This is a genomic window from Caulobacter sp. 17J65-9, from assembly GCF_010975005.1.
GTDB lineage: Bacteria > Pseudomonadota > Alphaproteobacteria > Caulobacterales > Caulobacteraceae > 17J80-11.
In genome coordinates, this window is the sequence record NZ_JAAIVC010000012.1 from 1 (window position 1) to 25,766 (window position 25,766).

Genomic DNA, 25,766 nt, shown 5'->3' on the forward strand with positions numbered 1-25,766 from the left:
GGCGGGGTTTCGGTCGGCGGGGTCGCCGGCATGGCGGTTCCGGGCGGCGGCGCTTCGGCGGCGCCGACCGCGTCGGTCGAGGTCGACGCCGGCGGCACGGCTTCGGGCGCCGCGGGCTCGGGTTGGGCCTCGGCGGCCTTCTCGGCGGCGCTCTTCTTCGGCGAACAGGCGCCCATCAGCAGGGCCAGGGTCCCGACGATGGCGGTCAGTCGGAACAGCCCGACGGACAGGGGAACGGCGGTGGACACGGGAAACTCTCCTCCAGAGCTGCCGGCCGGGGCCGGCTGCCCGACCAACCGGCCGGCCTCGCGCCCGGTTCACGCCGCCGTGAAAATGATCTGACGCGTCATCACACCAGCGCCGCCACCAGCTTGCGCTTCAACGCCTCCTCGGCCGTGACGTACCAGTTGTGCGCGGCCCGCTCGACCACCTCGTCGATGCCGACGTCGGAGTCCTCGACCAGTTCGGCGAAGCCGTCGCGCTCCAGCTCCAGCCCCAGTTCGATCTGGGCCAGGATCTCGCGCGCCACCAGCTCCTGCGCCTTCAGCGGCCCGGTGAAGTTCACCTGCATGTCCATGCGCCGGCCGTGGATCAGCAGGACGGTGTCGCGGGTGATGTAGCGGTCCGTGCGCGGAAAGGCGGCCATCACCGTCACCCCGGCCGAATAGACCGCCGTCTTCCCCAGGAAGATCAGCCGCCGGTTCGACCGCCGGCGGGACAGCCGCACCTCCAGCGCCAGCCGCCGGCTCAGCTCGGCGTCGCCGCCCAGAGTGGTCAGCTCGACCACCACCGGGTCGACCGCCTCGCCGATCTCGGACAGCTGCTTCTGGAAGCTCTCCAGCAGCGCCTTGTCGATGTCGCCCAGCAGCCGAATCTGCGGGTCGAACAGTTCGGCCGGCAGCACCTCGTCTTGGCCGTCGGCCGGGTCGCTCATGTCCGTCTCCGGCGCGGGTCGGCGCAGCCCGGCCCCGCGCGCCAAACCGTCAGGTCTACTCGTACGACCGGTCGCGCTCGCCCTTCTGAAGCTGGCGCTCGTCCTTCTGCATCTGCGGCTCGGCGCCGTGATGCTGCGCCTCGGCGCGCTGCCGCTCGCGCTCGCCGACCTGGTACTGCGGGTCCTGCTCGCGCGCGCGCCGGTCGGCCTCGCGCCGTTCGTGTTCGTTCTGCTGGCCCATAGGGCTCTCTCGTGCTCGTCGACGCCCCCGGGATTCAACGGAGCACGCCGGGGGCTGTTCCTTAGGGGTCAGTGCAGGCCCGGCGCGTCGCTGGGCGGCCGCGGCCGGTGCGAAAACAGGGTCAGCTCCGAGGGTCCGGCCGGGGCCGGATCGCCGTGCAGCACCGCCCGCGCCGCCTCCACCGCGCGCACCACCTTCTCCGGCGCGACCGGCTTCTCCACCAGCCCCACCGCCAGGTCGGCGTTGGCCACCGCCTCCTCACGGCTGCCGCTGACGAACAGCGACGGCACCTCGAACTCCAGCCACAGCATGCGCGCCAGCATGATGCCGTCGCCCTCGACCTTCAGGCCGATGTCGACCAGCGCCAGCTCCGGCTTGCGCTTGCGGGCCAGCTTCAGGCCCTCCTCCATGCTGCGCGCGGGGCCGTCCACCTCGTGGCCGGCGGCCTTCAACTCTTCGGCCATGGCCTCGGCGAACACGCCCTGATCCTCGACCACCAACAGATGCAACGCCCGAACTCCGACCGACTCCCAACCGACAAAAACGTCCACGCGCGCGCTTCGTTCGTCCGCACGCCCGCCGCAAAGCCTCGGCCACACGACAATGTGTGTGCGGCGAAGCCGGCGCGCCCGCCCCGCCTCGCCGGTTGATCCGTCGGCCGCGGCGCGCCCGGGGGACGGCGAAGCCGGGCCTACTGGAGACGCGTCATGCGGGGCACTTCATCCATTCTCGGCGCGGCGGCCCTCGCCTGCGCCCTCGTCGCCGGGCCGCTGGCCCTGTCGCAGGCCCAGGCCCAGCCCCTGTGGCGCCCGGTCGATCCCGACCCGGCCGCGACGCGCTGGCTCCGATACGCCGGCTGGCGACTGGACCGGGTGCTGGGGCCAGCGCCCTACGCCCTGCAGCGCGCCGCCGGCGCCCACGGCGAACTGCGCATCGCCGAGGCGACCCTGCAGATCGACGAACGCGGCGTGATCAAGTCCTGGGCCATCACCCGCAAGACTGGCCAGTTCCCCCTCGACGACGCCATGACCGACGCGGCCGAGGACCTGACCATGATCAACCTGCCGCCGCCGCCGCCCTCCATCGTCGGCCGGCCCATCGTCCTGCAGGTCGGCTTCGTCACCCCGCCGCGGATCGGCCCGCGCGGGTCGCTGATGAAGATGGAGCCGCTGGTGCTGATCCCGCCCAGCTATCAGGCCGCCGTCGATCCGAACGCCCCCGACCCCGTGGTGGTCAAGGCCACGCGCTGAACGCCGGGATGAAACCGGCCCCGGCCGTCGTTCTCCCAGCGGAAGGGAGCGCGCGGGGGCGCCTCCCCCATCGGGGACGCCTGCCGTGGCCTACATCCTGTACTTCGTGCGCACCGACAGCACGGTCCTGGACCTGACCATCCTGACCGCCGGCGACGACGCCGAAGCCGAACGCCTGGCCCTGACCCGCCTGGCCGAACAGCCCGCCTACCGCTCCGTCGAAGTCTGCGACGAAGACCGGCTGGTCTGCCGGCGGGAGCGCAGCGACTTGTTCTAGAGCTGAAGCGAAAAGCCCCTTCTCCCCTTGCGGGAGAAGGTGGCGCGCGGAGCGCGTCGGATGAGGGGTGCCGGCGCGACCTATGCCGTCATTCGGGACCACGCCCCTCATCCTGAGGCGTCGGCGCAGACACCCCTCATCCGTCCGGCTCCGCCGGACACCTTCTCCCGCAGGGGGAGAAGGAAAAAACTTTAGCCAACCCGCTTGACCCTCACGCCGCGTCAGACCGCACATCTCCCGGCGATGAGGGAGCGGCGCGCATGACCAGACACACCGTAAACGGCCTCGCCCGGCTGTCGGGCGTGTCGGTGCGCACGCTGCACCACTACGACGAACTGGGCCTGCTCAAGCCCGCCGAGGTCGGCGACAACGGCTACCGCTACTACGGCCGCGCCGAGCTCCTGCGCCTGCAGCAGATCCTGTTCCACCGCGAGCTCGGCCTTTCCCTGGCCGAGATCGCCGCCGTCCTCGACCGCCCGGGCTTCGACCGCCTGGCCGCGCTCCGCGGCCACCGCGACCGCCTGGCCGCCGAGGACGAGCGCCGCCGCCTGCTGCTGCAGACGCTGGACCGCACCATCGCAGACCTGGAAGGAAGCACGCCCATGAAGGACGCCGACCTCTACAAGGGCTTCCCGCCCGAAAAGCAGGCCCGGTACGAGGCCGAAATCGTCGACCGCTTCGGCGAAGCCGCCAAACCCGTCGTCGACCACAGCCGCGCCCGCTGGAACGCCATGAGCAAGACCGACTTCCAGGGCCAGATGGACGAACTGAAGGCCATCGAGACCGGCCTCGCCGACCTGCAGGCCGCCGGCCGCAGCCCCGACCACGCCGACGTCGCGCCGCTTCTGCGCCGCCACCACGCCTGGGTCGCCAAGAGCTGGCCCGCCCCGCCGACCGCCGACGCCTATGCCGGCCTGGCCGACATGTACCTCGGCCACCCCGACTTCCACGCCCGCTACGAAACCCTCCACCCCGGCTTCGCCCAGTGGCTCGCCGACGCCATGCACGCCTTCGCCGTCAACGAGCTGGCGTGACTCCTCCTTCCCCCCTGGTGGGGGAAGGACGGAGCCCGCGCACCGGAGCGCGGCAGCGCGCAGGTCTGCGCGGGAGGATGAGGGGGTCGGGGCGCCACACGACGCCCCGAGCGCGCCCACAAAAGCCGCGACGGCCTGCCGCCGCGCGACCCCTCATCCTCCCGCGCGGGCCTGCGCTGACGCTCCGGCGCGCGGGCCCCTCCTTCTCCCACAAGGGGAGAAGGGATCCCCCTCCGCAAACAGGCGCCACCGCAATTTCCCCCGGCTTCCCGGCCCGCCCCCCGCGCCGCATCCTCCTTCGCAGGAGGCCCGCGTGGAGCCCATCGACCCGCACGACTGGGACATCGAGCTGCGCCGCTACGGCGACCCGCGGCTGGGCGGCGTCTACGTCGTCCAGTCCTCCGCCCGCCCGGCCTTCTTCCGCCTGGGCGGCGGCCCCGGCCTGCACGCCCGCCTGAAGGCCGCCGGCGCCGAGCCCCGGGGCCCGCGCGCCGACCGTCTGGCCCCCTGGCGCCCCGTGTGGATCCGCGCCCTGCCCCACCGCACGCCCCAGGAGCTGGAGCACGCGCGCAAGGCGCTGGCCTGCGCCATGGAGACCTGCGCCGACTTCCTCGACGCCCACACCTTCGCCCGCAAGCTGCCCGACGACGCCGAAAAGCTGGCCGCCTGCGCCGACGCCTGCGCCGCCCAGGCCGAGGTCGCCTGTCATCTCGGCCCGGCCGACGACAAGAAGCTGCGCCGCCGGGTCCAGAACGCGCTGCGCCGCGCCAACGGCCGCCCCCGCTTCCTCGCCTGGCTGGACCTCGGCGGCCCCCAGCCGATCGTGCGCCGCGAATGGTGGTTCGACGGCCGGCGCCTGCTGCTGGAGTCCGAAGCCCACGCCGGCCTGATCCTGCGCGGCCCGCCCGACCTGATCGGCCGCGTCACCGGCCTGCTCGGCGCGGTGGCGACCTGAGAAGATCTCCCCCCTTGGGGGGAGCCGCCGCCCGCAAGGGCGGCGTGGGGGCCTCCAGCGGAGCGCAACGGCTCAGCCTCACCTAACGCCGGTCTTGCCCCGACTCCCTCGCTGGGCTCTTCTGGCTCCCTGAACGCCTCGGGGGAGCGCGCGCATGAACAAGTTCAAGTCGATCGTCCGCCAGGCCGCGCTCGGCGCGGTCGTCCTGCCCGGCGGCTGGGCGCTGATCGCCTTCGTCTTCCCGCGCTGGGACCTGGTCGGCGACCTGGTCAACCACACCGGCCCAACCGTCGAGCGCCTGATCGCCATGGGCGGCGTCGGCGCCCTGATCGGCGCCTTCTTCGCGGCCATCGAGACTCCGAAGCCGAAGGAGGGCTGAGCGCCTCCGCATTATCGCTCAGGTGACGCCGTCACCTTTCACTGTTATGCGAGCGCGCCTGACGGAGCGCCGCCATGTCCCACGCCCCATCGACCGCCGCCGCCCTGACCGGCGTCTGGAACGGCCGCTACAGCTATGACGGCCCCTACGCCCCGGGCGACTTCGTCGCCGTGCTGTTCGAGACCGGCGGCCATGTCGGCGGCACCACGCACGAGCCCGACTGGACCGGCACCACCGCCGACCGCCTGCTCTACGCCACGCTGGAAGGCGCCCGCCAGGGCTGCGACGTCCGCTTCGCCAAGACCTACGACGGCTCCGGCGGCCAGACCCACACGGTCCGCTATCAGGGCGAGCTCAGCCCCTGCGGAACCGAGATCGAAGGCGCCTGGGCCGTCCCGGGCGTCTGCACCGGCCGCTTCCTGATGATCCGCCCGGCCGGCAAGGCCGTGGCTGTGGAGCGCGAGGCGGTGGAGGCGGTCTGAGGACGCGCAGGTCAGATATAACGCCGCTATCCAAGGGCGTGCACGCCAGCTAGCCTTTCCCCGCAAACACGGGGAGGCGAATGAACAACCGATCTGACAGATGGCCAGCGAAGGGCGTCTACGGGCTTCTTATTGTCGCTAGCTGCAAGAAGCCGAACCACTACCGGATCGGCCAAGGCGAACTCCGCGGACGCCTGAGGAAGCTAGGCAGCCCCTCATTGTTCGACGGCCGCGATCTCAGAACCCACGAGTGGGCGCCATGGGACGACGTTTGGACGACACCATGTCCGCCCGAGGAAGTTGCCCAACTCGAAGCGGCTAAGGCCCTATTCCGAGACCGCCTCCGTTACGACTTCCTCCGCCGCTCGGACGAGCATATGATTTTTCAGACGACCGACAGCCTGGATGCGATCCGCGCCGAGGCCGATGCGGCAGCGGACGGGCTCTGGCCCCGGGCGTAGTCGGTGCCGTCCGAAGGACGCCCCGCGCCTTAAACCCATGCAGGCCAGTCTGCCTCCGGGGCCGGACGGGTCAAGGACCGGCCTTCGGCCGGCCGCCCCGCGGCGCGCGCCCTCGCGCGCGTCCTTGAGGCGTCCGGCCCCGGAGGCTCCAATCCCGCCCTGGGTTTCACCCCAGCGGCGCCTCCGCAAACCGCTTCCACAGCTGCGGATAGCGCTCGGCCAGCACGGCCTCGTCCTCTTCGAACGGCGCCCCGGCCGGCTCGTCGGTGGTGTCCATGCCCACGCCCGGCCACTCCTCGGCCTCGCGCCCGGTCTTCTCGCACCAGGCGTCGCCGGCGACGTACATCAGGCTCTCGAAATCCAGCGCCTCGGCGTCGCTGGGGACCACGCCGACCAGGGCGTCCGGATCGGCCAGCACCTTTTCGAACGCCGCCTGGCCCTGGCCAATCAGCCACAGCCGGAAGTACGTGAACACGTCGTCCGACGCCCCGCCATGCGCGACATAGGCCGCGCCCCACAGGTCCCACCTGTAGGCCCGCGTCATCTCCGCGGCCATGACGGCGTCGAACGCCAGAAGCTCCTCGGGCGACAGCTCCGCCAGCGCCTCGCGCAGGGCCTCGGCCTGCGCCTCGGAGCCCTCAGCCCGCGCCTCGGCCGTCGCCTCGATCAGCGCCCAGAACCGCGCCTCGGACATGGCCGCGACGACCGGCGCTTCCTCAGGCTGCACCACCGGGGCCGGCGCCGCCGCCGGCGCGATCCCCGCCAATCTCCTCAGCTCATCGAGCTCCGGCCAGACCCCGTCCGCCTCGACGGCCTCAGCCGCCGGCGCCGCCTGGGCCACTTGCGCGACCTCGACCGGCGCGACCTCCGCGGCCACAGGCGCGAGCTCGGCCGGCTCCACAGCCTCTACGGCCGGAGCAGCCTCGACCGCCACCACTTCCGCCGAAGGCGCGACTTCGGTCGTATCGACCTCGACCGGCGGCGCGACCACGGCCGCCGCCGCAGCCTCTACGGTCGGGGCGGCCTCGACCGCCACGACCTCCGCCACAGGCGCAACTTCGGCCGTATCAGCCTCGACCGCCGGCGCGACCACGGCCTCGACCTCGGTCGTACCCGCCCCCCGCACCGGCCGCGCCTTGCGCTTTCCGAAGACCGCCGCCCAAAGCTTACGCCACATGGAATTCCCTTTGCCGAAGCCGCCCGTCCGGACCGGCGCCGCTAAGCGGCCCGCTCGCGTGTCGGGGGAATTTCAGACATGGGGGTTAAGCTGAAGTCTCCAAGATCTCCCCTCCGGGGCAGATCAGCAGCGTACGCACGCTAGCGCCTCTCCCGGGCTGTCCGCCAGGATGCTCCCGACCTTTTACCTAGGCAGGCCGGTCTACCCCCACGGCGGGGCAAGGAACGGCCCGCTCGGGCCCTATGCGCGCCGCGCGCGTCTTTGAATCACCCGGACGCAGGGTCGGGCCGCCCTCCGCAGCTCTGCCGGTGCGGACACGAGCAAACGAGGGCTAGGGTTCTAGGAGGCTTTATGCAGGTCTAGATACATGACCGGCTCGGTCCGAGAGCGGTTCTCATGGGTATCGACCATCGTGAAGCCGCAACGCTCATAGAACCCAATCGATTCCTGCTTTGAATCGACGACCACAAACCGGCACCCAACAGCCGGGCATATCTCGGCTCTGGCAATACCCTGAGCAAAATTGACCAAGATGCGCCCGAGGCCGCGACTATTTTCGCCTCGGTATCGATCATCGACGAGGAGGCGAGCAATCTTTACCGCTGGATATGTGTCGTACGGGAAATGCAGATTTTCGCCATTCACGAGAGGCAAATTTTCACCGGACACAACCTCGCTGCACACAAGGGTCACATACGCGGCAATACGATTGTTGGGCCTGTCGTGAATGACGTACGTACGAGCGAGGTTTTCTTCCTCGTAACGCCGAGCATTCTTCCTTGCGAAAATCTTCAGCGGATTGAAGCGCTCACCACCTGGCTTCATCGACGAGAACGAATCGTCAGGCCGCAACGGGCGCAGCCCGAATTCGTCGTCCGCGTCGGTCACTCAGACTAGCGCTTGGCTGGAGCCTTGAACGTGAACTCTCCGCCACTTTGACGGAAGGCGCGAACCAACTCGACGCCACGGTCAACGTTCTCTTTCGCATTGGCCTTAGGCCGTCCAAACGTAACTTGCCGTTTGAACTTTTTGGCATCGATCCCCGTCAGAGTGACGCGACCAAACGCATTCGATTGAATTGCCATCGCCTCCCTCCCTGGAGCTATGCGATCCGCGATTAAGTGCGCAGCGCGAGCAGTTCTGTCAACGCGACATTGAGTCGAAAGCTCCTAATTTTTGGTAATTTTCACCAGTACGTATGGGAGCCGGTCGCAAAATTATGCCTCAAGTTACCCCTCCCAGGCAGGTAAAATTTGCCTCCATCAAGCTACGTTAAACTCCTTTCCGTCGGAACGCGCAGTTAGGGAGTTTCTATACCCCTCCCCACCCCCAACCGCTCGGTCTCCGCGCGGAACGCTTCGATGCGCAGCTTCTCGGCCTCCAGCCGCAGCTTCTCCGCCTCGACCTCGCGTCCGGCCCTGAGCGCGGCGTTCTCCGCCTCCAGCGCCTTCAGCCGCTCCATGCCCTGCGCCATCACCGCCTGCAGCTGCGCCACCTGCGGGTCCGGCTGAGCCGCCCCGTCCTGCGCGCCCTTCACCGCCGGCGGCAGCAGCGCCTGAAGCCTGCGCGCGATCTCGTCGGCGCCCGGCCAGTCCAGGTTCTTCGCCAGCAGGTCGCCCAAGACCGGCGCCACGGCCGGAAACGCGCGGACGAACTCGGTCATCTGCACCGCCGCCTCCTGCCGTCGCGTCGTGAAGCCCGGCCCGGCGCTCACCGTCAGGTCGTACTTGCCGACGCCCAGGTCGAACACCCGCTCCACGCCGGCCACGCTCACCGGCTGGTTGACCGGCACGCCCGCCGCCTGCCCCTCCGGCCCCAGCACCCGCACGATCCGCGCAGTCGAGTACACGCGCGGGATCAGGTCGATCAGCACCCGCCCCGCATGCCGGATCGCCCGGCTCAGATTGTCGATGTAGTGGAAGGTCGAAACGTCGCCCTCGCGCTGGCGCGCCAGGATGGCGCGGCCGCTGGTCTCGTTCGACCGCGCCCCCAGAGACGCGTCGTGCAGGCCGATGATCGCCTTCAGGTCGTCGGCCGCGTTCAGCGCCTCCTGCAGGGCGCCCGCGGGCACGCCGGCGAAGGGCTGGCGCATCGGCGCCTCCGGCCCGTCGTATTCGATGAAGGCGTGGGTGTCGGTGTTGGCGCTGGCCCACTTCTCCGCGTCGGTCTCGAACGCGCCCTTGCGGCCGATAAAGGGCGCTTTCGGCGCCAGGGCCACCAGCTCGGTCGAGGTGGTGCGCCAGTAGTTGAACATCCGCTGCGGGTCCTTGGCGTCGCGCACCAGCGAGCGCAGCACCCGCTCGCCCTCGACGTTCAGGTCCTCGCCATAGACCGGCACGATCGGGATGTAGCGCCCCGGCCAGGCGTTCTCCTCCAGCACCTCGGCGCCGGTCAGGATCCGCTGGGTCACCTTGTGCGAGACCACCTCGCGCGGCGCCCCCACCGGCACGACCCCGGCCGCGGCCAGCTCGGCCGCGCGTTCCTCCACCGCGTCGAGCGGCAGCACCCGCCCGTCCGACAGGCCCACGACCGAGGTGCGCACCTCCTCGCGCGTCCACCACTCGGCCACCATCACCCGCTCGCCGCCCCGGTCGAACCAGGGCGCGCTTAAGCCCGCCCAGGCGTCCGACGACCAGTCGACCTTTTCCGCCCCCTTCCAGCGCTTCTCGAATGCGGCCGGCGTCAGGCTCTCGACCACGAAGCACGAGTTCCAGTCGGCGCTGTCGGCCGCCGTGGAGTCCGGATCGCCGTACACCGTGAAGGGATTGGCGATCCGCTGGATCACCACGTCCTGCTCGAAGCCGTCGTCGCGCGCCCAGGCCGTGCCGACGCGGAAATAGCCGACCCCGCAGGTCACCGCGAACTCCAGCGCCGTGTCGTAGGCCACGTCGGCGTCCGACGCCTGCTCCACCTGCCGGATCAGCCCGCTCATGATCTCCGCCACCGCCGGGTCGGCCGCGCCGTCCACCGGATGCACGCTGATCGACGGCTTGTTCTGCCGCGCGTCGTTCACGACCTGGCGGATGAAGGCCGGCAGCCGGTTGATGGTCAGGCACGGCCGCCCTTCCCGCTCGCGCCGCCGCCGCACCTCCGCCGGCCACTGCTCGCCCAGCCGCGCGAAACGCAGGTCGTCCAGCGCCTCCGCCCGATTGTCCGCCTCGCGCTCGACGCAGCGCTCGAACGCTGCGCGCGCTGCTTCCAGGATCTTCTCGTCGGTCATGGCAAAATTCTCCGCTCATCCCCGCGAAAGCGGGGACCCAGAGCACGGTCGTTTCAGGAAGGCCCGGACGGGCGAATGAAGCCTCGCTCCGGCCCGCGGACGTCGGCGCCCTGGGTCCCCGCTTTCGCGGGGATGAGCGGTGTTTGTGTCAGCGTCCCTCGCGGACGCTGAAGCGGCTTAATCCCATGCTGGATTGGAGCGCTCGGGCGCCGGGCGGCTCAAGGACGCGGCTTCGCCGCGCCGCGCAGCGGCCGGCCCTGCGGGCCGGTCCTTGACCCGCCCGGTCCCGAGCGCAAGCTCGCCGCCATGGGATTTAAGCCCCCGTCTCCTTCTCCCCCTGAGGGAGAAGGACGGAGCCCACGCACCGGCGCCCGCAGGGCGAAGGTCCGCGTGGGAGGATGAGGGGTCGCGCGCCGCCTACAGAACGCCGCTTACGCAGCCGCCGCCCGACGCTTCGGCCGCGCCAGCTCCGGCGCCGGGCCGAACCGGTTGTCGCCCGCGTCGCCGCGGACCACGCCCAGCCAGAGGCTGAAACCGGCCTGCATCAGCAGGGCCACCACCACCCCGCCCATGCCGACCAGCAGGTCGACCTGGCCCTCGGGCGTGTCGACCGCCGCCGCGTCGCCCGCCAGGGCCGCCAGCGCGCCCTGGCCGCCCAGGGCGAGGGCCAGGCCGAGCACCGCCAGCTGCAGGCCGAACAGCGCCGCCACCCACCAGCCGGTCCGGTTCAGGTCGTGCAGCCGGCGCACATAGGCCATGCTCCACAGCACCGTCATCACGCCCGAGCTCGGACCGTTCGGCAGCACCACGTTCATGATCACCGCGGCGGCCAGCACCGCCACGAGCGTCAGCCAATATTCCTTGCGGCGGCTGCGCCCGCCCCAGTAGCTCATCATCCGCACGGCACGCCCCAGGCTCATTCGAGCGCGCAGAATGCCGCGATTCCGCCTCCGCAACCTGGCGCCAAATCCCCTGCCGAACGCCGGTCCTTGACCGCTCCGCCCACGCGCGCACACTCGTCTCCAGGGACTCGCCGCCACCGGCCGCCAAAGGCCGGGGCGATCGAGTGGAGGAAACGATGCAGGACTGGCCGCCGATCGAGAGCGCGGAGGAATTCCGCCGTCTGCGCCTCAGCAATTCCAAGGAAGAGTACGCCCGCTCGGCCTGGGCCGCCGCGCCCGACGCCGTGTGGACGGAGGTGATCGACCGCTGGCCGGAGCTGCGCGTCTGGGTCGCCCACAACCGCAGCATCCCCGCGCACGTGATCGACCGGCTCGCCGCCGACCCCGACCCCGACGTGCGCACCCGCATCGCCGAAAAGACCGCCCTGCCGCCGGCCGTGCTCGAGCGCCTGCTCGACGACCCGGCGCCCGGCGTCCGCCAGGCCGCGGCCGACGCCTGGTCGCGCCACGAGCAGAACGAACGGCGGCGCGCGTAAGGCTAAGGGACTCCTTCTCCCCTTGTGGGAGAAGGATCTAAGACATCCACCCGCCCGTCCCGCGCTCAGCCTCGCGCCTGGCCTTCGCCACGCGCGGCTCCTAGATCGCCACCGCCAGGTAGCGCAGCGCGTCCGCGCCATGGCTGGCCCAGTCGTGGCGCGGCCCCAGGCCCACGCGGCGCTTCTCGTCGACCCGCTCGCGGTATTCGCCCAGCGCCTTCAGCCCCGGCCCGCACGCGCCGGCGTCGATCCACACCCGCGGCAGCAGACGCCTGACCGCCTCGATGCCGTCGGCCACGCCCACGCGCGGCGCGATCCGCACCCGAAAGCCCAGCCCCTCCAGCATCTCCGCCCGGCTCTTGCCGGTGCCGAGCTCCCGCGCCATCGCGTCATGCGGCAGCACCAGGGGCGCATACACGTGCCCGCGCTCCCGCAGGGCCCGCGCGTACCAGTCCAGGCCCACGCCCGAGTTCTCGACATAGTCGACCAGCCGCACCTCGCGGCCGACCACCTGGGCGAACCAGATCGCCGTGGCGTCGCCGACGCCCAGATCCCACGCCGTCCAGACCTCCAGCGCCGGATCGGCCGGCACCCGCGTGATCCGCCCGGCGGCCAGCGCCTCCGACAGCAGCCGCGCGTAGTACGCGCCCTCCGCCACCTTGCGGTATTCGCCCAGCCAGACGTGGGCGTGCTTGTCCGGATCCGCCGCCAGGTCGTGCGCCATCTCGGCGGCCAGCACCTGCGGGAACCACGGATTGTCGGCCCACGACACGCGCTTCACCACCGCGTCCGGCGGGACCGTCCGCCCGCGGAACATCAGGTCGACCGGATCGAACTCGTTCTGCGGGTTCCACGCCCACCACAGCTCGGACCCCGGCTTCCTCACCGTCGGGACCAGCAGGTCGATGGAGCGCTGCGACACCCGGTCGGCCTCTTCCACCCACACCCGGTCCAGCCCCTCCATCGACTTGATCGCCTCGGGATTGGACCGCAGGCCGGCGAAGAAGAACCGCGAGCCGTTGGCCCCGCGGATCTCCGCGTCCGTCGACTTGAACACGCCGCTCAGGCCCAGCTCGCCGATCTTGTCCTCGATCAGCCGCTTGGCGCTCTCCTTCACCGACTTCTGGATCTCGCGCGCGCACAGCACCCGAAGCGGCCGCTCCGCCGCCTGCAGGGCCAGCGCGGCCGCGAACGAATGGCTCTTCCCCGACCCCCGCCCGCCAAAGAACGCCTTGTGGCGGCTGGGACGAAACAGGTCCTGGAAGGCCTCAGGAATCTGCGCGGTCGGCATGGCCGGGCCTCACGAACTCCACCGTCACCGCCACGCCCGGGCCGGCCGGCGGCGCATCCGCGCGCGCCTCGCCCCAGTCGTCCCGCGCGATCTGCTTCAGCGCAAAGGCGATCACCGTGGCGTTGCCCGCGCCCTTGCCCGACGCCGCCGCCGCCAGCCGGTCCTCCCAGACCTTCGCGCCCTTGGCCCGCCCGCGCGCCACGGCTTCCGCAAAGGCCGGATGCGCCGCCATCCAGGCGCTCACGGTGGAGCGCGCCACGTCCAGTTCGCCTGCCAGCACGGCCAGGCTATAGCCCTTCGACAGGCACTCCACCGCCGTCTCGCAGAAGGCGGCGCGGTAACGGCTCGCGGTCATGGGACCCCTCCGGCTGGACAACTCACGGTCGCGGGCGCCTAATCCCGCGCGGGGGGACTTCAAATGAACATCACGACGAGCGGACGGGCCCTGCTGGCCGCGGGCCTGGTTCTGGCGGCGACCACGAGCGGCCCGGCGCCGTCCGCACGCGCCGACGCCCGCTACGTGGAGGTCGATTTCTGCAACGACGACGACCAGGTCATCTCCGTGGCCATGGCGCACTACGACACGCCGCTTTTCGGCCAGTACGTCATCCGCGGGTGGTACACGATCGCGCCGCATACCTGCCGCCACGAGGATATCGCGCGCGGCGGCGTCCTCTACACCTTCGCCGGCTCCCCCGACGGCCACGAATGGGACGGCGACACCCGGTTCTGCGTGCCCTTGAAGGCGTTCAACCGCCCCGCGACCCAGGAAGACGAGTGCGCCGAGGGCGAGGCGCCCTTCCGGTTCGAGGCGCACGTGCTCCCCTGGGACGACACCTACACCGTCAGGTTCTCTCGCTGACGCAGAAGGGATCCCGCCCCGTCGGAACTCGGACGACTCTGGGGAAGGAGCCGCCGAAGGCGGGGGCGGCCTCCAGCGGAGCGCGTCGCCAGCCGCAGCCGCCTCGCGCGCGGCGTCCCAACGGACGCACGCCGCGCCTTAAGCCCATGGTGGAATTGGAGCGCTCGGGACCGGGCGGCTCAAGGACGCGCGCTCACGCGCGCGCCGCATCGCGGCGGCCCCTCTCGGGGCGGTCCTTGACCCGTCCGGGCCCGAGCGCAAGCTCGCCGCCATGGCCTTCAAGGCGAAGGCCTGCGCGGCGCAGCGGATCCCGCCCCCTCGGAGCTCGGCCGACAGGGGTCAACGGTCGCGAACATCACGTGCTCGGCGGCTCGTCGGGGACGGAAACGTGTTGCGGCGGCGGCGCGCGGCCCTAACCTGCGCCGGCGCTCTCCGGGGGGAAGATGCTCGAACTGGCTCTGCTGCTGACAACGCCCTCGCCCGCCGCCCAGGCCCAGGCCTGGGCGCCGAACGGCTGCGCGTGGCGTGATCCGGCCAGCGCGCCGCCGCAGCTGGTTTGCCGTGCGCCAGACGGCGAATGGTGGGACGAGCGGACGCCGGACGGCTTCGACCCACACACGCTTGCGCGCGCCCAGGCGGGCGACCTCAAGGCCATGACCGCGCTCGGCCTGCTCTATCTCGGCCACGTCGGCTACGACGCCCATGATCCGGCCGAGGCCTACGCCTGGCTGCGACGCGCGGCGTCGGCGGGCGAACCTCTGGCCATGTCCCACCTGGCCCAGATGTACATCGGCGGGTACGACGGCGTTCCGGACGACAAAGCCGAAACCCTGCGGCTCATGCGCCAGGCCGCCGAGGCCGGCCTGCCGAGCGCCATGTTCAATCTCGGCGCGCTCCACACGCAGGGCGAGGTCGTCGAGAAGGACCCCGCCGAAGCGTCACGCTGGTTCAGGCAGGCCGCGGACCACGGCTACGCGCCGGCGATGCGAATGCTGGGTCTCATCGCCCTGCAGCACGATTCCCAGGACGAAGCGCTCCGCTGGTTCCAGACGGCGATCGACCAGGGCGACCGCGAGGCCATGATCGAACTCGGCCGCCTTTACACGCTGGCCGGCGGCTTGCCTCGCAACTACGCCGAAGCCTTGCGCTGGTACCGCAAGGCCGCCGACCTGGGCGACGCCCGCGGCCAGCTCTACGTCGGCGCGATGTACGACGAAGGCCTGGGCGTGCCGGCCGACCCGGTCGAAGCCGTCCGCTGGTACCGCATGGCGGCGGATCAGGACCTGTTCGAAGCCTGCATGGCGCTGCACTTCGCCTACGGCCATGGCCGCGGCGTTCGACAGGACGAAGCTGAGGCGCTGCGGTGGCGCGACCGGCAGACGAACGCGCGCTTCATGGTCGATAGCTACGCTTGGCAGCCCTACACCGACGCCATGCTCGACGTTCTCGCCGACGCCGAGGCGATCCTCATTCCCTATGTAAAGTACCTGGAACCTCCAGAAGGTGATCCGTCCGCGGAATGAAGGCGGATCCCGCCCCGTCGGAGTTCGGCCGACAGGGGTCAACGGTCGCTCACAGGCGTGTTCGGCGCGACTCGTCAGGGGCGGAATCTCTTAGATCTCCCCCCGAGCGGAGCGCTGGGGGGAGCAGGCGGCGCCAGCCGCCGTGGGGGGCTCCAGCGGAGCGCGCGGCTTCCGCCGCCGCGCCAGGCTGGAGCCCCCTCCACCACGCTTCGCCCAAGGGCTTCGCGCGGTCCGCCTCCCCCAGCGCTTCGCTAGGGGGAGGATCAGGTCCGCCGAGGTCGGCGGGGCGACCGCCATTTCGACGCGATGGGGCCGCGGGGCCGGCGGGGGAGCGCCGGTCTCGGGAGGGAACGCTGAAGGGGGAAGCGTCCCGCGCTCCCGTCGCAGGGGCGACCTGCGAAGGGGCGGCCGCGCCGCTCGGCGAAGCTTGGTCGCCGCCCACCCGGGCAAGGGCGTTGCGCCCGGGCTCCAGCCCGGTCCGCCGCGGCGAAACATCGAAAGGGAAAAACAGATCCGGCGGACCCGGCCAGGGAGCCGCCTTGGCCCCCGACGCATTCGTCCACCGTGGCTAAGGGATAGCCGAACGCCCCGGGGCCGTCAAGAACAAAATAAGAACATCTTCGAACGACCGGCTCGCGCGCCAGCGCGTCAGTTCCGAGTAGGTATTCTTCTGGTTCTGATATCTGACTCTGAAATGCTTGAGCCCGGCTAGAGCCCCGCTCAGGCAAACGCCTGGCGCTCGCCAGCCCCCAAGCCCCGAAAATCAACGCCTTAGGCCCACAGACACGCGCGCCGGTTCCGCGACCGCCCGCACCCCTCGCCGTACGAAATCCGACGCCGAAAACCGCACGCGCTGCGCTCGCAAACGCGCGCCCCTACGCAACCTCCCCCGCCCCTCTTCGGGGTTTGCCCGATCCCTCCGGCCGCCCCCGCGCGCCATGCTCCGTCATTTGCCGCCGGAGGACGCATGTTCGACCGCCGCCGCCTCATCAGCCTCGCCGCCGCCGCCCTGGTGCTCGGGGCCTGCACCGCCGCCGCCGAGCCGGCCGCCCGGGTCCAGGCCGACCCGTCGGTGGACGTCTCCGGCTGGCGCAACTTCGTCTGGACCGGGCCGATGTCGCCCTCCGACGTCGACCCGTCGCTGGAGACCCAGGCCCAGGCCTCGGTCGCCCGCGCCCTCGAACAGCGCGGCTACAGCCAGGGCCAGCCGCCCCAGTTCGCCGTCGCCGTCTTCTTCGGCGATCCGGGCAAGCCGCCGCTCTACACCGAAGGCCCCCGCTACAGCGCCGCCCCCGACCCACGCGCCGGCCAGCGCAGCTGGGGCGGCCTGCTGGACTGGCCCCAGCAGCTGGGCCCCACGCCCGGCACCCTGACCGTGGCCGTGGTCGACGTCGCCTCGCGCAAGGCGGTGTGGCGCTCCACCTCGCGCGCGCACCTGGGCCGCGACGCCACGCCCGACGACATCGACGCCGTGGTCGCCGCCGTGCTGGCCGACTTCCCGGCCCGGGACTGAAGGCCGTGAGCGCCCGCCGGCTCGCCCGCCCGCTCGCCCTCGCCGCCGCCCTGGCGCTGGCCGCCTTCGCCGGCCCCGACGTGAAGACGAAGTTCGACGCCACCGCCGACTTCGTCGACATGCACAGCTACAGCTGGGTGACGACCACGCCGCCGGCCGGCGCCGTCGTCCCGACCTGGAACCAGGTGCACGCCGCCATCGACCGCGACCTGAAGGCGCGCGGCTACACGCAAGCCCAGCCCGGCGACTTCGCGATCGGCTTCACGCTGGGCCGTCGCCAGCAGACCAAGACCTGGGACCTGGGCCAGCAGTACGGCGGCTGGGGCGGCCCGGGGCCGGTCGACTGGTCCGGCGGCTCGCCCGACGTGATCGACTACACCGAGGGCACGCTGGCCATCGACGTGTTCGACGCCAAGACCAAACGGCCGCTCTGGCACGGCGCCCTGTCCCAGCGCATCAGCGCCGTCCCCGACCAGGCCGAGATCGACGCCGCGGTGAAGACCGTGCTCGACAAGTTCCCGCCGCCGCCGAAGTAGCCTCCCAGGCACGCGACTAAGGCGTGACCGCCGCCCGCCTCAGGGTTTGACCGGAGCGACGCGCGCCCGCTCCGGGGCGATCCTGCGGCCAGTTTCGAGGAGCGCGCGCCATGCTCGACCGCCGCCGTCTACTGGGCCTCGCCGCCGCCCTCACCCTCGGCGCCTGCGCCACCGGCCCCAGCATCCACGCCGACTACGACCGCAGCGTCGACTTCTCGAGCTTCCACACCTTCTCGCTGGCGAGCGACACGCCCCAGCCCGGCGCCCCGCCGCTGACCTGGCAGCGGGTCAGCGACGCCATCAACCGCACCCTGCAGGCCCGCGGCTTCACCCGCAGTGACACCCCCGACTTCGCCGTCGGCTTCACGCTGGGCAAGCGCGACCGCATCGAGACCTGGAACTACGGCCCCTACTACGCCGGCTGGGGGCAATGGGGCGGCGGCCCCTGGGGCCCGTCCCAGACCCAGGTCCGCACCATCACCGAAGGCACCCTGACCATCGACGTGTTCGACGCCAAGACGCGCCGCCCGGTCTGGTCAGGCACCGCCACCCAGCGCCTCAGCGGCCCGGTCTCCCAGGCCGAGATCGACGCGGCGGTGACGAGCGTGCTGGCCAAGTTCCCGCCGGGCTCGACCCAATGATCCTTCTCCCCTTGCGGGAGAAGGACGGAGCCCGCGCGCCGGAGCGCAGCGGAGGCCTGCGCGGGAGGATGAGGGGTCGCGCGACCGCCGCGACATAACGGGCCCCATCGCGCTAAAGCACGGGCCCAGTCCCGGAGCACCCGCCATGGCCCGCGCCCACGCCGACATCGGCACGACCGACTACGCCGTCGCCCTCAAGGCCGGCCACCACCGGCTGACCGCCGACGAGCGCCCCGACCTCGGCGGCCAGGACGCCGGCCCGGCCCCCTACGAGTTGCTGTGCGCCGCGCTCAGCGCCTGCACCGCCATCACGCTGCGCATGTACGCCGGCCGCAAGGCCTGGCCGCTCACCGCCGCCCACGTCGACGTCCGCTTCGCCCGCGAGGGCGAGGTCGAGCGCATCGAGCGCACCCTGCGCTTCGAAGGCGACCTCGACGACGCCCAACGCGCCCGCCTCGCCGACATCGCCGAACGCACCCCGGTGACCCTGACGCTGAAACGGTCGATGGCGATCACGACGACGGTCGCCGCTTAGGCTCCTTCTCCCCCTGAGGGAGAAGGAAAGAACATCACCGCCGGTGCGCCCCCGCCTCCAGCGCGCTGTACAGCCCCTGCAGCACCGCCACCCGGCCCTCCGCCTCCGGCGTCTCGCCGCTCCCCGCCGCCCGCTCCTCCTCGCACCGCGCCAGCACCGCCCCCACGAAGTCCAGGATCGCCGCCCGCTCGCGGCCCGCCTCGCGCGCCAGCGGCCGTCCGGCCCCCAGCCGCGCGGCGATCTCCCACAGGGCGTAGACGCAGCCGTCCGCCACCGCGTCCTCGCCGGCGCCGACCCGATAACGGTCGCGCTCGGCCGCCCGCAGCAATCCCTCGACATAGGCCCGCGCCGCCCGCCGCTCGGTGGCGTCCTCGGTCGGCCGGGCCGACAGGCCGAGCTCCGGAATGCGCTCGTCGGCCAGGCGCAGCTCCACCTCCGCCGCCCGCGCCGCCGCCACCACGAACTCGCGCGCCTCCTCCAGGTCGTCGGTCAGCAGCAGCGCGTGCTCGAACCCCTTCTCCTCGGCCAGCCGCTTCAGCAGCGGATACAGCGGCTTGGCCTTCGGATCGGCCGGATGCGCGGAACGATGCCAGTAGTCGCGCCCCAGCAGCACCATCGGCGTCGGCGCCAGCCGCCCGCGATAGTAGTTCTGGGTGGCGTCCTGGAAGATCTCCTGCACCGTGCCGGCGTTGCCCTCGGCGAAGATGATGCCGCCGCTGGACACGCTGACCAGGCCGTCCTCGCGCAGCGAATTGTAGAAGAACTTGGCGATGTGGCTGGCGAACAGGTTGGGCGGCTCGTGGCCGTACAGCCAGGTCGGGATGCCCAGGCTCGGCCCGCCCGGATGCGAGGGCGCGTCCCAGGTCCCCAGCAGCCGCGCGCGCACCGCGCACGCCGTCTCCAGCCAGGCGTCGACCTCCTTGTAGTCGGGAGCGCCGGCCAGCTCCTTAAGCGCGACGTCCAGCTCACCGTCCGCGAACGGGGCCAGGAACGCCCCCAGATTGGCCGCCTCCATCAGCCCCGGCCCGCCGCCGGTGATCACCAGGAAGCCCAGCCGGTGCAGGTCGCGCGCCAGCACCGCCACGTCCCGATAGCTGGGCGCGCGCCGGCTGACGTCGTGGCCGCCCATGAAGGCGACCGCCCGCCTGCCGCACAGCTTCAGATAGCGCCCGACCGCGTGCTCCATGGCGGTGTCGTGCAGCTTGGCCGCCACGGCTTCGGCCGCGTTCAGCCGCCGGGGCACCGCCTGCTCCTCCATGAACCAGCGGAAGCAGCGATGGTCGTAGCTGTCGGCCCACGAGCCCGGCCGGCCCGGCTGGAAGCCGTCATAGATGGTCGCCACCGTGTACCAGCGGCTCGGAAACTGGCGGAACGGCACGCCCGGCGCCTTGGAGACCACATAGGCCCCCTCCGCCACCGCCTGCGCCGCGGTCTCGGGCGCCAGCTCGCAGTCCAGGAAGGCGCAGCCCGCCGTCGTGGTCTGGGCGAAGCCCTGCGCGAACGGCCGCAGGTCCAGCGAATGAAACATGGCCGGCCCGTGGTCGGGCGCCGCCAGCCACCCCCGCACGTCCTGCTCGTCACGGATCTCAAGCATACCGCGACAGTCTCCGCCCGCCGCGACCGCAGAGCAAGCGCTCCCGCCCAGATCTCCCCCCGTTGGGGGGAGCCGCCGCGAAGCGGCGTGGGGGGCTCCAGCGGAGCGCGACGGCTCCGCCGCTCAAAACCGTCACCCTCGGGCTCGCCCGAGGGCCCAGCGTTCAGCTCGCACCAGCCTCGGAACAGTTCGCGCACCGGAAGACTGGGCCCTCGGGACGAGCCCGAGGGTGACGCTGCTTGGTGGCGCCCACATCCCCCGATGCGGAGGTCGCCTCCGCACCAGTCAGGGCTCGCCGCGAGGCCTCTCGAACGACTGGTTTCCCTGGTTGGCGGCCAGGAAATCGAGAAAGCGCTTCGCAGCGTCTTTCACGCCGGGCGTGACGCCCCCCTCGCCGACGCACCCCGGTCTCAAGTACCAGCAGAACTCATCCGACGCAGTCAGCGTGCCAGGGTGATACTTGACCAACTCCTCGGCGAGAATGCGCTGGCAGACGTCCGCAAAGCGCGAAACCAAGTTCCCCGCCTCGGAGTCCAAATGAAGGGTGTCGAGGGCAAGAAACATCGACAGGCTGTTGATCTCGTCGTCGGAAAGCGCAGGCTTACTCTCGATCACCATTGCGACGATCGGATACAGATCCTCATCCAGGATTTCGAATTCGGGAGCGTCCCCGGCCGGGCCGAGATAGATGGTGGGGATCATCGCCGTCCAAAGCGCTTAACGACAGGAATACTCCCGCCATACCGCAAAGGACTGGCCCGCGCAGAGAGCGCGGCGCCGAAATCTTTCCGCCCATGTCGACGACTTTCCACCGTTCGCCGCACGCGCGGATGGTTCGGGGGGCTCCGGCGCAAGGCGACGGAAACCACGGGTACTGTGCGCTTGCGCGGCCCGCCGCGCCCGCCGGAGCCCCCCGCCGCCGCCTGGGGGCGGCGGCTCCCCCCGAAGGGGGAAGCCGAGATCACTCGAACAGCGGCGTCGCGATGCTGACTTCGGTCTTGAAGTTGACCGTGTAGGCCGGGATCCACGGCGAGCCGATGTGGTGCTTGTACGACGTCACCACGTCGGCCACCTGCAGCTTCGGCGTCGAGCGGTCCTTGGTCACCGTCACCGTCACGTCCGGGTCGGCGATCTGGGTCAGGCGCTTGACGATGTCGGCCCGGATCACCGCCGGCGTCACGTCGGCGTCGATGGCCAGCGCCCGGGCGGACTCCTCGGTGGCGTAGCGCACGCTGGACGCGCAGTGCATGGCCCAGCCGAAGTTGATCAGCACGAACAGCAGCATCAGGAAGATCGGGCCGACGATGGCGAACTCCACCGCCGTCGCCCCGCTCTCGTCGCGCCCGAACCGCGGGCGACGGGTTTTCTGGCGATCAGCGGACACGGACCACCTGCGTGTCTTTCAGCGACTGCTTCAGGAACACCCCGCTGCCCGAGCCGCTGGCGTTCAGGGTGACGAACACCTGCGGCGGGGTCTGGGTGCTGGCGCACAGGCCGGTGCAGACGTTGACCGAGGTCCCGCACTTGCACGACCGAGAGACGTTCACCGCCGCGTCGGCCGGCTTGCCCTTCCAGGAAGCGAGCGCGATCGTCTTGGCCGTCGCGTCGCTGGCCCCGCCGCCGCGGATGTACTGCGCGCCCGCCTCGACGCCGGCGCGCATGGCCAGCACGCCCTTCGAGCCGGTCCACAGGTCGTAGGTCATCACCGCCGCGCCCGACAGGATCGGCACGATCAGGGCGAACTCCACGGCCGAGGCGCCGCCGCAGTCCTTGAGGAATTTGTTCAATCCGCGCATCGGCCTATTCCGCGAGTTTGACGAGCTTCATGGCCGGCAGGGTGTGCATGCCATGGTCGGTGCAGTCGGAGTTGAAGGTGGCGTTGCCGTTCCAGGCGACGGTCTTGGCCACCACCTGGGTGCAGCCGTTCTCGCCCTCGAAGTCGCCCAGGTACTCGACCAGGTTGTTGGGGAAGTAGATCGCCCCGGTCATCTTGGAGTCGGCCGTGCCGTTGAACGTCGCCCGCCCGGCCGTGCTCTCGCGGTCGCCCATGAACAGCACCCCCGAATAAGCCCCGGAGGTCGGCGCGCTCAGCTGCACCGTGGCGGTGCCGTTGATGGCCGGCGATGTCGAGCCGTTGAAGAAGATGGTCACGCCGTCGCCGGTGATCTTGGCGTTCGAGTTGATCTTGAAGTTGCCGCCGGTGACGACGTAGACGCCCGGATCCAGCTTGACGTTGCCCTTCAGGTCCATGCCGTTGCAGTAGATCCCCGGCTGGCGGGTGGTCCCGCTGTCGCTCTGGCAGGGGCCGGCCGCCGACGGCTCGGGCACGCTGCGGTAGGGGTCGGCCACGGTCGGCGCCTGGGTCACCGGCGCGTCGCACTCGGTCATGGTCAGCTTCGAGCCGGTCAGGCTGGCCCCGCCCACCGAGATCAGGCAGGTGGTCAGCAGCGAGTTGGAGCCCTTGGTGGTGATCGCGTCGGCGGCCACCGAGTTGGCCATGACGCTGCAACCGTTCAGCGTCAGGCTGGAGCTGCCGGAGAACATGGCCGCGCCCGAGGCCGACGGGTCCAGGGCCAGCACGCAGGCGCTGGACGCGGTCTGGAACACCGCCACCGAGCGGGCCCGCGCCTCGACCTGCGAGCGGCTGAAGATCTTGGTGAAGAACCGCTGCACCGGCGAGCGCAGCTGCACCTCCACCGCGTCGGCGCTGCCGGAAAACTTGCCGGAGGTCGGGGGCGTGTGCACCACCACCTCGCCGCCGGCGATGGTGAAGCCGTTGGCCACCGCCTCGCGCTGGGCGGTGGCGGCGATCTCGGACTCGCTGGCGCCGGCCCGCTTGTCGATGGCCGCCGCATAGGCCGCCGCGTCGGACGCCGCCTGCAGCTCCAGATCCTTGAAGTACCAGTAGGTGGTCTCGATCCCCAGACCCGCCCCGCCGGCCACCAGCGGCAGCGTCAGCGCGAACAACAGGGCGACGTTGCCGCCCTCGGACCTGAACCGTCGAAGGAAGTCCCGCATCGCCCGCCCCCGGAGAGAATCACCTGCTCCGTCGAGGCTACGCCCGCGTGTTAAACTGAGTGCGAAAGCAAAGGCTTAATTCGCATTATCCATGTTCTGCGCAAACCGTTTGGTGAACACCCGTTAGCCACGCGCGCCGGCTTGTCCGGAGGGCTTCGCCCCGCGCTCCGCCGAACGAAGCCCTCCGTCCTCCAAGCGAACGAGTAGCACTGACGCGGCCTTGGCCGCGCCGGGTCAACCGGGCTGAACCAGCGGCGTTCCTCGCCCTTCTCCCGGAGGGAGAAGGAGGGCCCCGCGCTGCGAAGCAGCGTGGGAGGATGAGGGATTACGGACCCGAGCGGCCTTGGCGCCGAGCCCTGCGCCCTCCCGTCCCCCTCACCCTCCCACGCGCCTTGCGGCGCGCGGGCCCCTCCCTCTCCCGACCGGGAGAGGGGAAGAGGCGTCCGGAACACCCCCGTCCAACGAATGTTGCTCCGCACAGGCTCAACACAGAGTGGGCGGAGCACATGCACACGAAACGGACCCATGTCCTGCACGCCGCCCTGCTGGCCGCGGCCCTCACCACAGCCGCCCTCGCCGCCCCCGCCCACGCCGACGAAGGCGGGGTCAGTTTCTGGCTGCCCGGCCAGTACGCCAGCCTGGCCGCGCCGCCGCCGCCGCCCGGCTTCTACCTGGGGGGGAACACCTACGTTTACAGCGGCGACGCCAGCCACGAGCGGAGCTTCCCGATCGGCGGCTCGATCGTCGCCGACGTCGACGGCGACTTCGTCGGCCAGTTCGTCACCGCCCTCTACGCGCCCGAGGGCAAGGTGCTGGGCGGCGGCCAGCTGGCCCTGTCCATCTCCGGCGCCTACGGCTGGAACAGCGTTTCAGGCGACATCCGCATCGCGCGCCCGAACGGCGACGTGCGGACCGGGCGGCGCGACGACTCCGTCTGGGGGTTCGGCGACCTATATCCGTTGGCGTCGGTGGCCTGGAACAAGGGGACCAACAACTGGCTGGCCTACCTGACCGGCGACCTTCCGGTCGGCGCCTACGATCCCGACCGGCTGGCCAACATCGGCATCGGCCACGCGGCCGTCGACGGCGGCGGGGCCTACACCTTCCTCGACCCCAAGTCGGGGCGGGAGTTCTCGGCCACGGCCGGGCTGACCTACAACTTCGAGAACCCGCAGACGGACTACAAGAGCGGCGTCGACTTCCACCTCGACTGGGCGGCCTCGCAGTTCCTGAACGAGCAGGTCTATGTCGGCCTGGCCGGCTACTGGTACCAGCAGCTGTCCAACGACAGCGGCTCGGGCGACCGGGTCGGTGCGTTCAAGTCCAGCGTCGCCGCCGTCGGCCCCGAGGTCGGCTACCTGTTCAGCGTCAATGGCCGCCAGGCGGCGCTGAACGCGCGCGCCTACTGGGAGTTCGCCGCCGAGCACCGGCTGGAGGGCTGGGCCGGCTTCCTGACCCTGAGCGTGCCGCTGACCGGCCCGAGGCCCAAGGCGGCCGCCGGCAGCTGACGCCTCAGCGCTTGCAGGCGCTCAGGATCTCGGCGGCGTCGCGCTCGCCCTGAGCGCTGGCGTCGACGTAGTCGGCGGGCTGGTCGTAGCGGAACTCGCGGTCCGAGCCGACCGGGATCACCACCGTCTCCATGCGGGTGAAGCCGCCCGTCGACAGGTGCAGCTCGGCATAGGCGGACGACTCGGACATGCCGCGGTCGCGCGCGCCGTAGATGCTCAGGGTGTCGCCACGGCGCTTGTCGCCGGCCCCCGACCGCACCAGGCGCCACTCGGTGGCCCGGCCCATGACCAGCTCTTGCTGCTTGGCCGGCTCGTAGCCCTTGCGCGCGGCCATGGCGACCGCGCACTCCACCGCCAGCTTCTGGGTCTCGGCGATCTTCTCCAGCGCCGCATAGGCGCCGTGATAGCCGCCCTCGCGCGCGTCCAGCAGCATGCGCACGCCCTCGGCGTGGTCGCGCTTCACGCCCGCGCCGTCGACCAGGGCCTGGCCGTAGTGGGCCAGCGAATCCGCCTGCTTGCGGTCGGCCGCCAGCTTGAACCAGCGCAGCGACAGGGCGACGTGGTCGGGGACCGCCTTCTGGGCGTCGGCCGTCTGGTACAGGTGCCCCAGCTTGTGCATCAGATCGGGGTTGTCGACGGCCAGGGCCGCCTCGCCGACCAGCTTCAGCGCCCCGGCCAGGTCGCCCTTCTCCTGCAGCGCTTGCGCCTGCGCCAGCAGCCCGTTCGCCTTATCCATGGCGGCCTGGCTCGGTTCGGCCTGCGTCGGCGCGGCCTGAACAGGCGAGAATTGCGCGGACGCGCCCGCGGCCAGCGCCAGGGCGAGCGCCATAACGATCGACTTCATGGGGGTCCCCTCCCGGAATCGCGGCGAGGATAGCGGCGGTCCAGGGGCGGTCC

30 protein-coding genes are annotated in these 25,766 nt (G+C 71.1%); 14 read left to right on the top strand and 16 right to left on the bottom strand.

The annotated features are described in order from the left end of the window. The 4 genes from G3573_RS03725 to G3573_RS03740 form a co-directional block, all read right to left on the bottom strand. On the bottom strand, positions 1 to 248 hold a 248-nt coding region (locus tag G3573_RS03725; protein ID WP_205598055.1), incomplete at its 3' end, for a hypothetical protein. A 101-nt stretch (positions 249 to 349) separates the two neighbouring features. Next, a complete protein-coding gene (locus G3573_RS03730) occupies positions 350 to 934 on the bottom strand; it encodes a peptidase S14 (protein ID WP_163259507.1) in 585 nt (194 codons plus the stop codon). A gap of 55 nt (positions 935 to 989) precedes the next feature. Next, positions 990 to 1,175: a hypothetical protein gene (locus G3573_RS03735; RefSeq protein WP_163259508.1), complete on the bottom strand. Its 186-nt coding sequence runs from the start codon at positions 1,173 to 1,175 to the stop codon at positions 990 to 992. 68 nt (positions 1,176 to 1,243) lie between these two features. Next, a complete protein-coding gene (locus G3573_RS03740) occupies positions 1,244 to 1,684 on the bottom strand; it encodes a response regulator (protein ID WP_163259509.1) in 441 nt (146 codons plus the stop codon). 198 nt (positions 1,685 to 1,882) lie between these two features. Here G3573_RS03740 and G3573_RS03745 point away from each other — a divergent pair, with 198 nt between their 5' ends. The 6 genes from G3573_RS03745 (at position 1,883) to G3573_RS03770 (ending at position 5,552) form a co-directional block, all read left to right on the top strand. Beyond that, on the top strand, positions 1,883 to 2,425 hold the full coding sequence (locus G3573_RS03745; protein WP_163259510.1) for a hypothetical protein: 543 nt from the start codon (positions 1,883 to 1,885) through the stop codon (positions 2,423 to 2,425). 85 nt (positions 2,426 to 2,510) lie between these two features. Continuing rightward, entirely contained in the window at positions 2,511 to 2,702 is a 192-nt protein-coding gene (locus G3573_RS03750; protein WP_163259511.1) for a hypothetical protein, read from the top strand. Between the two features lie 260 nt (positions 2,703 to 2,962). After that, positions 2,963 to 3,736, top strand: coding sequence for a MerR family transcriptional regulator (locus G3573_RS03755; RefSeq protein ID WP_163259512.1), 774 nt, complete (start codon positions 2,963 to 2,965; stop codon positions 3,734 to 3,736). 313 nt (positions 3,737 to 4,049) lie between these two features. Continuing rightward, a complete protein-coding gene (locus tag G3573_RS03760) occupies positions 4,050 to 4,691 on the top strand; it encodes a hypothetical protein (RefSeq protein ID WP_163259513.1) in 642 nt (213 codons plus the stop codon). A gap of 154 nt (positions 4,692 to 4,845) precedes the next feature. Next, positions 4,846 to 5,070, top strand: a complete 225-nt coding sequence (locus tag G3573_RS03765) for a hypothetical protein (protein WP_163259514.1) — start codon at positions 4,846 to 4,848, stop codon at positions 5,068 to 5,070. 74 nt (positions 5,071 to 5,144) lie between these two features. After that, on the top strand, positions 5,145 to 5,552 hold the full coding sequence (locus G3573_RS03770; protein WP_163259515.1) for a hypothetical protein: 408 nt from the start codon (positions 5,145 to 5,147) through the stop codon (positions 5,550 to 5,552). Positions 5,553 to 6,179: 627 nt separating this feature from the next. Here G3573_RS03770 and G3573_RS21970 read toward each other — a convergent pair. From G3573_RS21970 to G3573_RS03790, 4 genes are all read right to left on the bottom strand, one after another. Beyond that, positions 6,180 to 7,190 carry a DUF4240 domain-containing protein gene (locus G3573_RS21970; protein WP_205598056.1) on the bottom strand — a complete coding sequence of 337 codons (1,011 nt, stop codon included), beginning with the start codon at positions 7,188 to 7,190 and terminating at the stop codon, positions 6,180 to 6,182. A 339-nt stretch (positions 7,191 to 7,529) separates the two neighbouring features. After that, a complete protein-coding gene (locus tag G3573_RS03780; RefSeq protein ID WP_163259516.1) occupies positions 7,530 to 8,078 on the bottom strand; it encodes a GNAT family N-acetyltransferase in 549 nt (182 codons plus the stop codon). A gap of 412 nt (positions 8,079 to 8,490) precedes the next feature. After that, entirely contained in the window at positions 8,491 to 10,410 is a 1,920-nt protein-coding gene (locus tag G3573_RS03785; protein ID WP_163259517.1) for a portal protein, read from the bottom strand. Positions 10,411 to 10,841: 431 nt separating this feature from the next. Continuing rightward, a complete protein-coding gene (locus G3573_RS03790; RefSeq protein ID WP_163259518.1) occupies positions 10,842 to 11,330 on the bottom strand; it encodes a DUF805 domain-containing protein in 489 nt (162 codons plus the stop codon). Positions 11,331 to 11,488: 158 nt separating this feature from the next. Between G3573_RS03790 and G3573_RS03795 the strand changes: the two genes are divergently transcribed. After that, positions 11,489 to 11,848 carry a hypothetical protein gene (locus G3573_RS03795; RefSeq protein WP_163259519.1) on the top strand — a complete coding sequence of 120 codons (360 nt, stop codon included), beginning with the start codon at positions 11,489 to 11,491 and terminating at the stop codon, positions 11,846 to 11,848. Positions 11,849 to 11,948: 100 nt separating this feature from the next. On the opposite strand, the gene G3573_RS03800 is transcribed toward G3573_RS03795, so the two are convergent. Together G3573_RS03800 and G3573_RS03805 are read right to left on the bottom strand one after the other, a co-directional pair. Next, positions 11,949 to 13,139 carry a PBSX family phage terminase large subunit gene (locus tag G3573_RS03800; protein ID WP_163259520.1) on the bottom strand — a complete coding sequence of 397 codons (1,191 nt, stop codon included), beginning with the start codon at positions 13,137 to 13,139 and terminating at the stop codon, positions 11,949 to 11,951. Then, positions 13,117 to 13,494, bottom strand: coding sequence for a hypothetical protein (locus G3573_RS03805; protein ID WP_163259521.1), 378 nt, complete (start codon positions 13,492 to 13,494; stop codon positions 13,117 to 13,119). Before G3573_RS03805 ends, G3573_RS03800 begins: the two co-directional genes overlap by 23 nt. Positions 13,495 to 13,557: 63 nt before the next feature. Between G3573_RS03805 and G3573_RS03810 the strand changes: the two genes are divergently transcribed. The 6 genes from G3573_RS03810 to G3573_RS03835 all read left to right on the top strand — a co-directional run bounded on the left by G3573_RS03810 (position 13,558) and on the right by G3573_RS03835 (position 18,749). Further along, the gene (locus tag G3573_RS03810) at positions 13,558 to 14,001 is read left to right on the top strand and encodes a DUF1036 domain-containing protein (protein WP_163259522.1); all 444 of its coding nucleotides are present in this window, start codon (positions 13,558 to 13,560) and stop codon (positions 13,999 to 14,001) included. 443 nt (positions 14,002 to 14,444) lie between these two features. After that, entirely contained in the window at positions 14,445 to 15,524 is a 1,080-nt protein-coding gene (locus G3573_RS03815; RefSeq protein WP_163259523.1) for a tetratricopeptide repeat protein, read from the top strand. Positions 15,525 to 16,491: 967 nt separating this feature from the next. Beyond that, on the top strand, positions 16,492 to 17,037 hold the full coding sequence (locus tag G3573_RS03820) for a DUF4136 domain-containing protein (protein WP_163259524.1): 546 nt from the start codon (positions 16,492 to 16,494) through the stop codon (positions 17,035 to 17,037). Between the two features lie 5 nt (positions 17,038 to 17,042). Further along, entirely contained in the window at positions 17,043 to 17,573 is a 531-nt protein-coding gene (locus tag G3573_RS03825) for a DUF4136 domain-containing protein (protein WP_163259525.1), read from the top strand. 110 nt (positions 17,574 to 17,683) lie between these two features. Then, positions 17,684 to 18,214 (top strand): DUF4136 domain-containing protein, encoded by a 531-nt coding sequence (locus G3573_RS03830; RefSeq protein WP_163259526.1) that lies wholly within the window; start codon positions 17,684 to 17,686, stop codon positions 18,212 to 18,214. Between the two features lie 145 nt (positions 18,215 to 18,359). Further along, entirely contained in the window at positions 18,360 to 18,749 is a 390-nt protein-coding gene (locus tag G3573_RS03835) for an OsmC family protein (RefSeq protein ID WP_163259527.1), read from the top strand. A 34-nt stretch (positions 18,750 to 18,783) separates the two neighbouring features. Here the strand turns inward: G3573_RS03835 and G3573_RS03840 are convergent, their stop codons facing one another. From G3573_RS03840 to G3573_RS03860, 5 genes are all read right to left on the bottom strand, one after another. Further along, entirely contained in the window at positions 18,784 to 20,343 is a 1,560-nt protein-coding gene (locus tag G3573_RS03840) for a hypothetical protein (protein WP_163259528.1), read from the bottom strand. A 285-nt stretch (positions 20,344 to 20,628) separates the two neighbouring features. Then, the gene (locus G3573_RS03845; protein WP_163259529.1) at positions 20,629 to 21,045 is read right to left on the bottom strand and encodes a hypothetical protein; all 417 of its coding nucleotides are present in this window, start codon (positions 21,043 to 21,045) and stop codon (positions 20,629 to 20,631) included. 259 nt (positions 21,046 to 21,304) lie between these two features. Then, positions 21,305 to 21,727, bottom strand: a complete 423-nt coding sequence (locus tag G3573_RS03850) for a TadE/TadG family type IV pilus assembly protein (protein ID WP_163259530.1) — start codon at positions 21,725 to 21,727, stop codon at positions 21,305 to 21,307. Continuing rightward, on the bottom strand, positions 21,717 to 22,139 hold the full coding sequence (locus G3573_RS03855) for a TadE/TadG family type IV pilus assembly protein (RefSeq protein ID WP_163259531.1): 423 nt from the start codon (positions 22,137 to 22,139) through the stop codon (positions 21,717 to 21,719). The genes G3573_RS03850 and G3573_RS03855 overlap by 11 nt, the downstream gene beginning before the upstream one ends. A 4-nt stretch (positions 22,140 to 22,143) precedes the next feature. After that, the gene (locus G3573_RS03860) at positions 22,144 to 23,361 is read right to left on the bottom strand and encodes a pilus assembly protein TadG-related protein (protein WP_163259532.1); all 1,218 of its coding nucleotides are present in this window, start codon (positions 23,359 to 23,361) and stop codon (positions 22,144 to 22,146) included. A 506-nt stretch (positions 23,362 to 23,867) separates the two neighbouring features. Between G3573_RS03860 and G3573_RS03865 the strand changes: the two genes are divergently transcribed. Next, positions 23,868 to 24,869 (top strand): transporter, encoded by a 1,002-nt coding sequence (locus G3573_RS03865; protein ID WP_163259533.1) that lies wholly within the window; start codon positions 23,868 to 23,870, stop codon positions 24,867 to 24,869. Between the two features lie 4 nt (positions 24,870 to 24,873). Here the strand turns inward: G3573_RS03865 and G3573_RS03870 are convergent, their stop codons facing one another. Then, positions 24,874 to 25,713, bottom strand: a complete 840-nt coding sequence (locus G3573_RS03870) for a sel1 repeat family protein (protein ID WP_163259534.1) — start codon at positions 25,711 to 25,713, stop codon at positions 24,874 to 24,876. Positions 25,714 to 25,766: the final 53 nt, after the last annotated feature.

Excerpts from the sequence above, each read along its gene's own strand:
- G3573_RS03730 (WP_163259507.1), bottom strand. The coding sequence starts at position 934 with ATGAGCGACCCGGCCGACGGCCAAGACGAGGTGCTGCCGGCCGAACTG.
- G3573_RS03735 (WP_163259508.1), bottom strand. The coding sequence starts at position 1,175 with ATGGGCCAGCAGAACGAACACGAACGGCGCGAGGCCGACCGGCGCGCG.
- G3573_RS03745 (WP_163259510.1), top strand. The coding sequence starts at position 1,883 with ATGCGGGGCACTTCATCCATTCTCGGCGCGGCGGCCCTCGCCTGCGCC.
- G3573_RS03755 (WP_163259512.1), top strand. The coding sequence starts at position 2,963 with ATGACCAGACACACCGTAAACGGCCTCGCCCGGCTGTCGGGCGTGTCG.
- G3573_RS03765 (WP_163259514.1), top strand. The coding sequence starts at position 4,846 with ATGAACAAGTTCAAGTCGATCGTCCGCCAGGCCGCGCTCGGCGCGGTC.
- G3573_RS03770 (WP_163259515.1), top strand. The coding sequence starts at position 5,145 with ATGTCCCACGCCCCATCGACCGCCGCCGCCCTGACCGGCGTCTGGAAC.
- G3573_RS21970 (WP_205598056.1), bottom strand. The coding sequence starts at position 7,190 with ATGTGGCGTAAGCTTTGGGCGGCGGTCTTCGGAAAGCGCAAGGCGCGG.
- G3573_RS03785 (WP_163259517.1), bottom strand. The coding sequence starts at position 10,410 with ATGACCGACGAGAAGATCCTGGAAGCAGCGCGCGCAGCGTTCGAGCGC.
- G3573_RS03790 (WP_163259518.1), bottom strand. The coding sequence starts at position 11,330 with ATGAGCCTGGGGCGTGCCGTGCGGATGATGAGCTACTGGGGCGGGCGC.
- G3573_RS03795 (WP_163259519.1), top strand. The coding sequence starts at position 11,489 with ATGCAGGACTGGCCGCCGATCGAGAGCGCGGAGGAATTCCGCCGTCTG.
- G3573_RS03800 (WP_163259520.1), bottom strand. The coding sequence starts at position 13,139 with ATGCCGACCGCGCAGATTCCTGAGGCCTTCCAGGACCTGTTTCGTCCC.
- G3573_RS03805 (WP_163259521.1), bottom strand. The coding sequence starts at position 13,494 with ATGACCGCGAGCCGTTACCGCGCCGCCTTCTGCGAGACGGCGGTGGAG.
- G3573_RS03810 (WP_163259522.1), top strand. The coding sequence starts at position 13,558 with ATGAACATCACGACGAGCGGACGGGCCCTGCTGGCCGCGGGCCTGGTT.
- G3573_RS03815 (WP_163259523.1), top strand. The coding sequence starts at position 14,445 with ATGCTCGAACTGGCTCTGCTGCTGACAACGCCCTCGCCCGCCGCCCAG.
- G3573_RS03820 (WP_163259524.1), top strand. The coding sequence starts at position 16,492 with ATGTTCGACCGCCGCCGCCTCATCAGCCTCGCCGCCGCCGCCCTGGTG.
- G3573_RS03830 (WP_163259526.1), top strand. The coding sequence starts at position 17,684 with ATGCTCGACCGCCGCCGTCTACTGGGCCTCGCCGCCGCCCTCACCCTC.
- G3573_RS03835 (WP_163259527.1), top strand. The coding sequence starts at position 18,360 with ATGGCCCGCGCCCACGCCGACATCGGCACGACCGACTACGCCGTCGCC.
- G3573_RS03840 (WP_163259528.1), bottom strand. The coding sequence starts at position 20,343 with ATGCTTGAGATCCGTGACGAGCAGGACGTGCGGGGGTGGCTGGCGGCG.
- G3573_RS03845 (WP_163259529.1), bottom strand. The coding sequence starts at position 21,045 with ATGATCCCCACCATCTATCTCGGCCCGGCCGGGGACGCTCCCGAATTC.
- G3573_RS03855 (WP_163259531.1), bottom strand. The coding sequence starts at position 22,139 with ATGCGCGGATTGAACAAATTCCTCAAGGACTGCGGCGGCGCCTCGGCC.
- G3573_RS03860 (WP_163259532.1), bottom strand. The coding sequence starts at position 23,361 with ATGCGGGACTTCCTTCGACGGTTCAGGTCCGAGGGCGGCAACGTCGCC.
- G3573_RS03865 (WP_163259533.1), top strand. The coding sequence starts at position 23,868 with ATGCACACGAAACGGACCCATGTCCTGCACGCCGCCCTGCTGGCCGCG.
- G3573_RS03870 (WP_163259534.1), bottom strand. The coding sequence starts at position 25,713 with ATGAAGTCGATCGTTATGGCGCTCGCCCTGGCGCTGGCCGCGGGCGCG.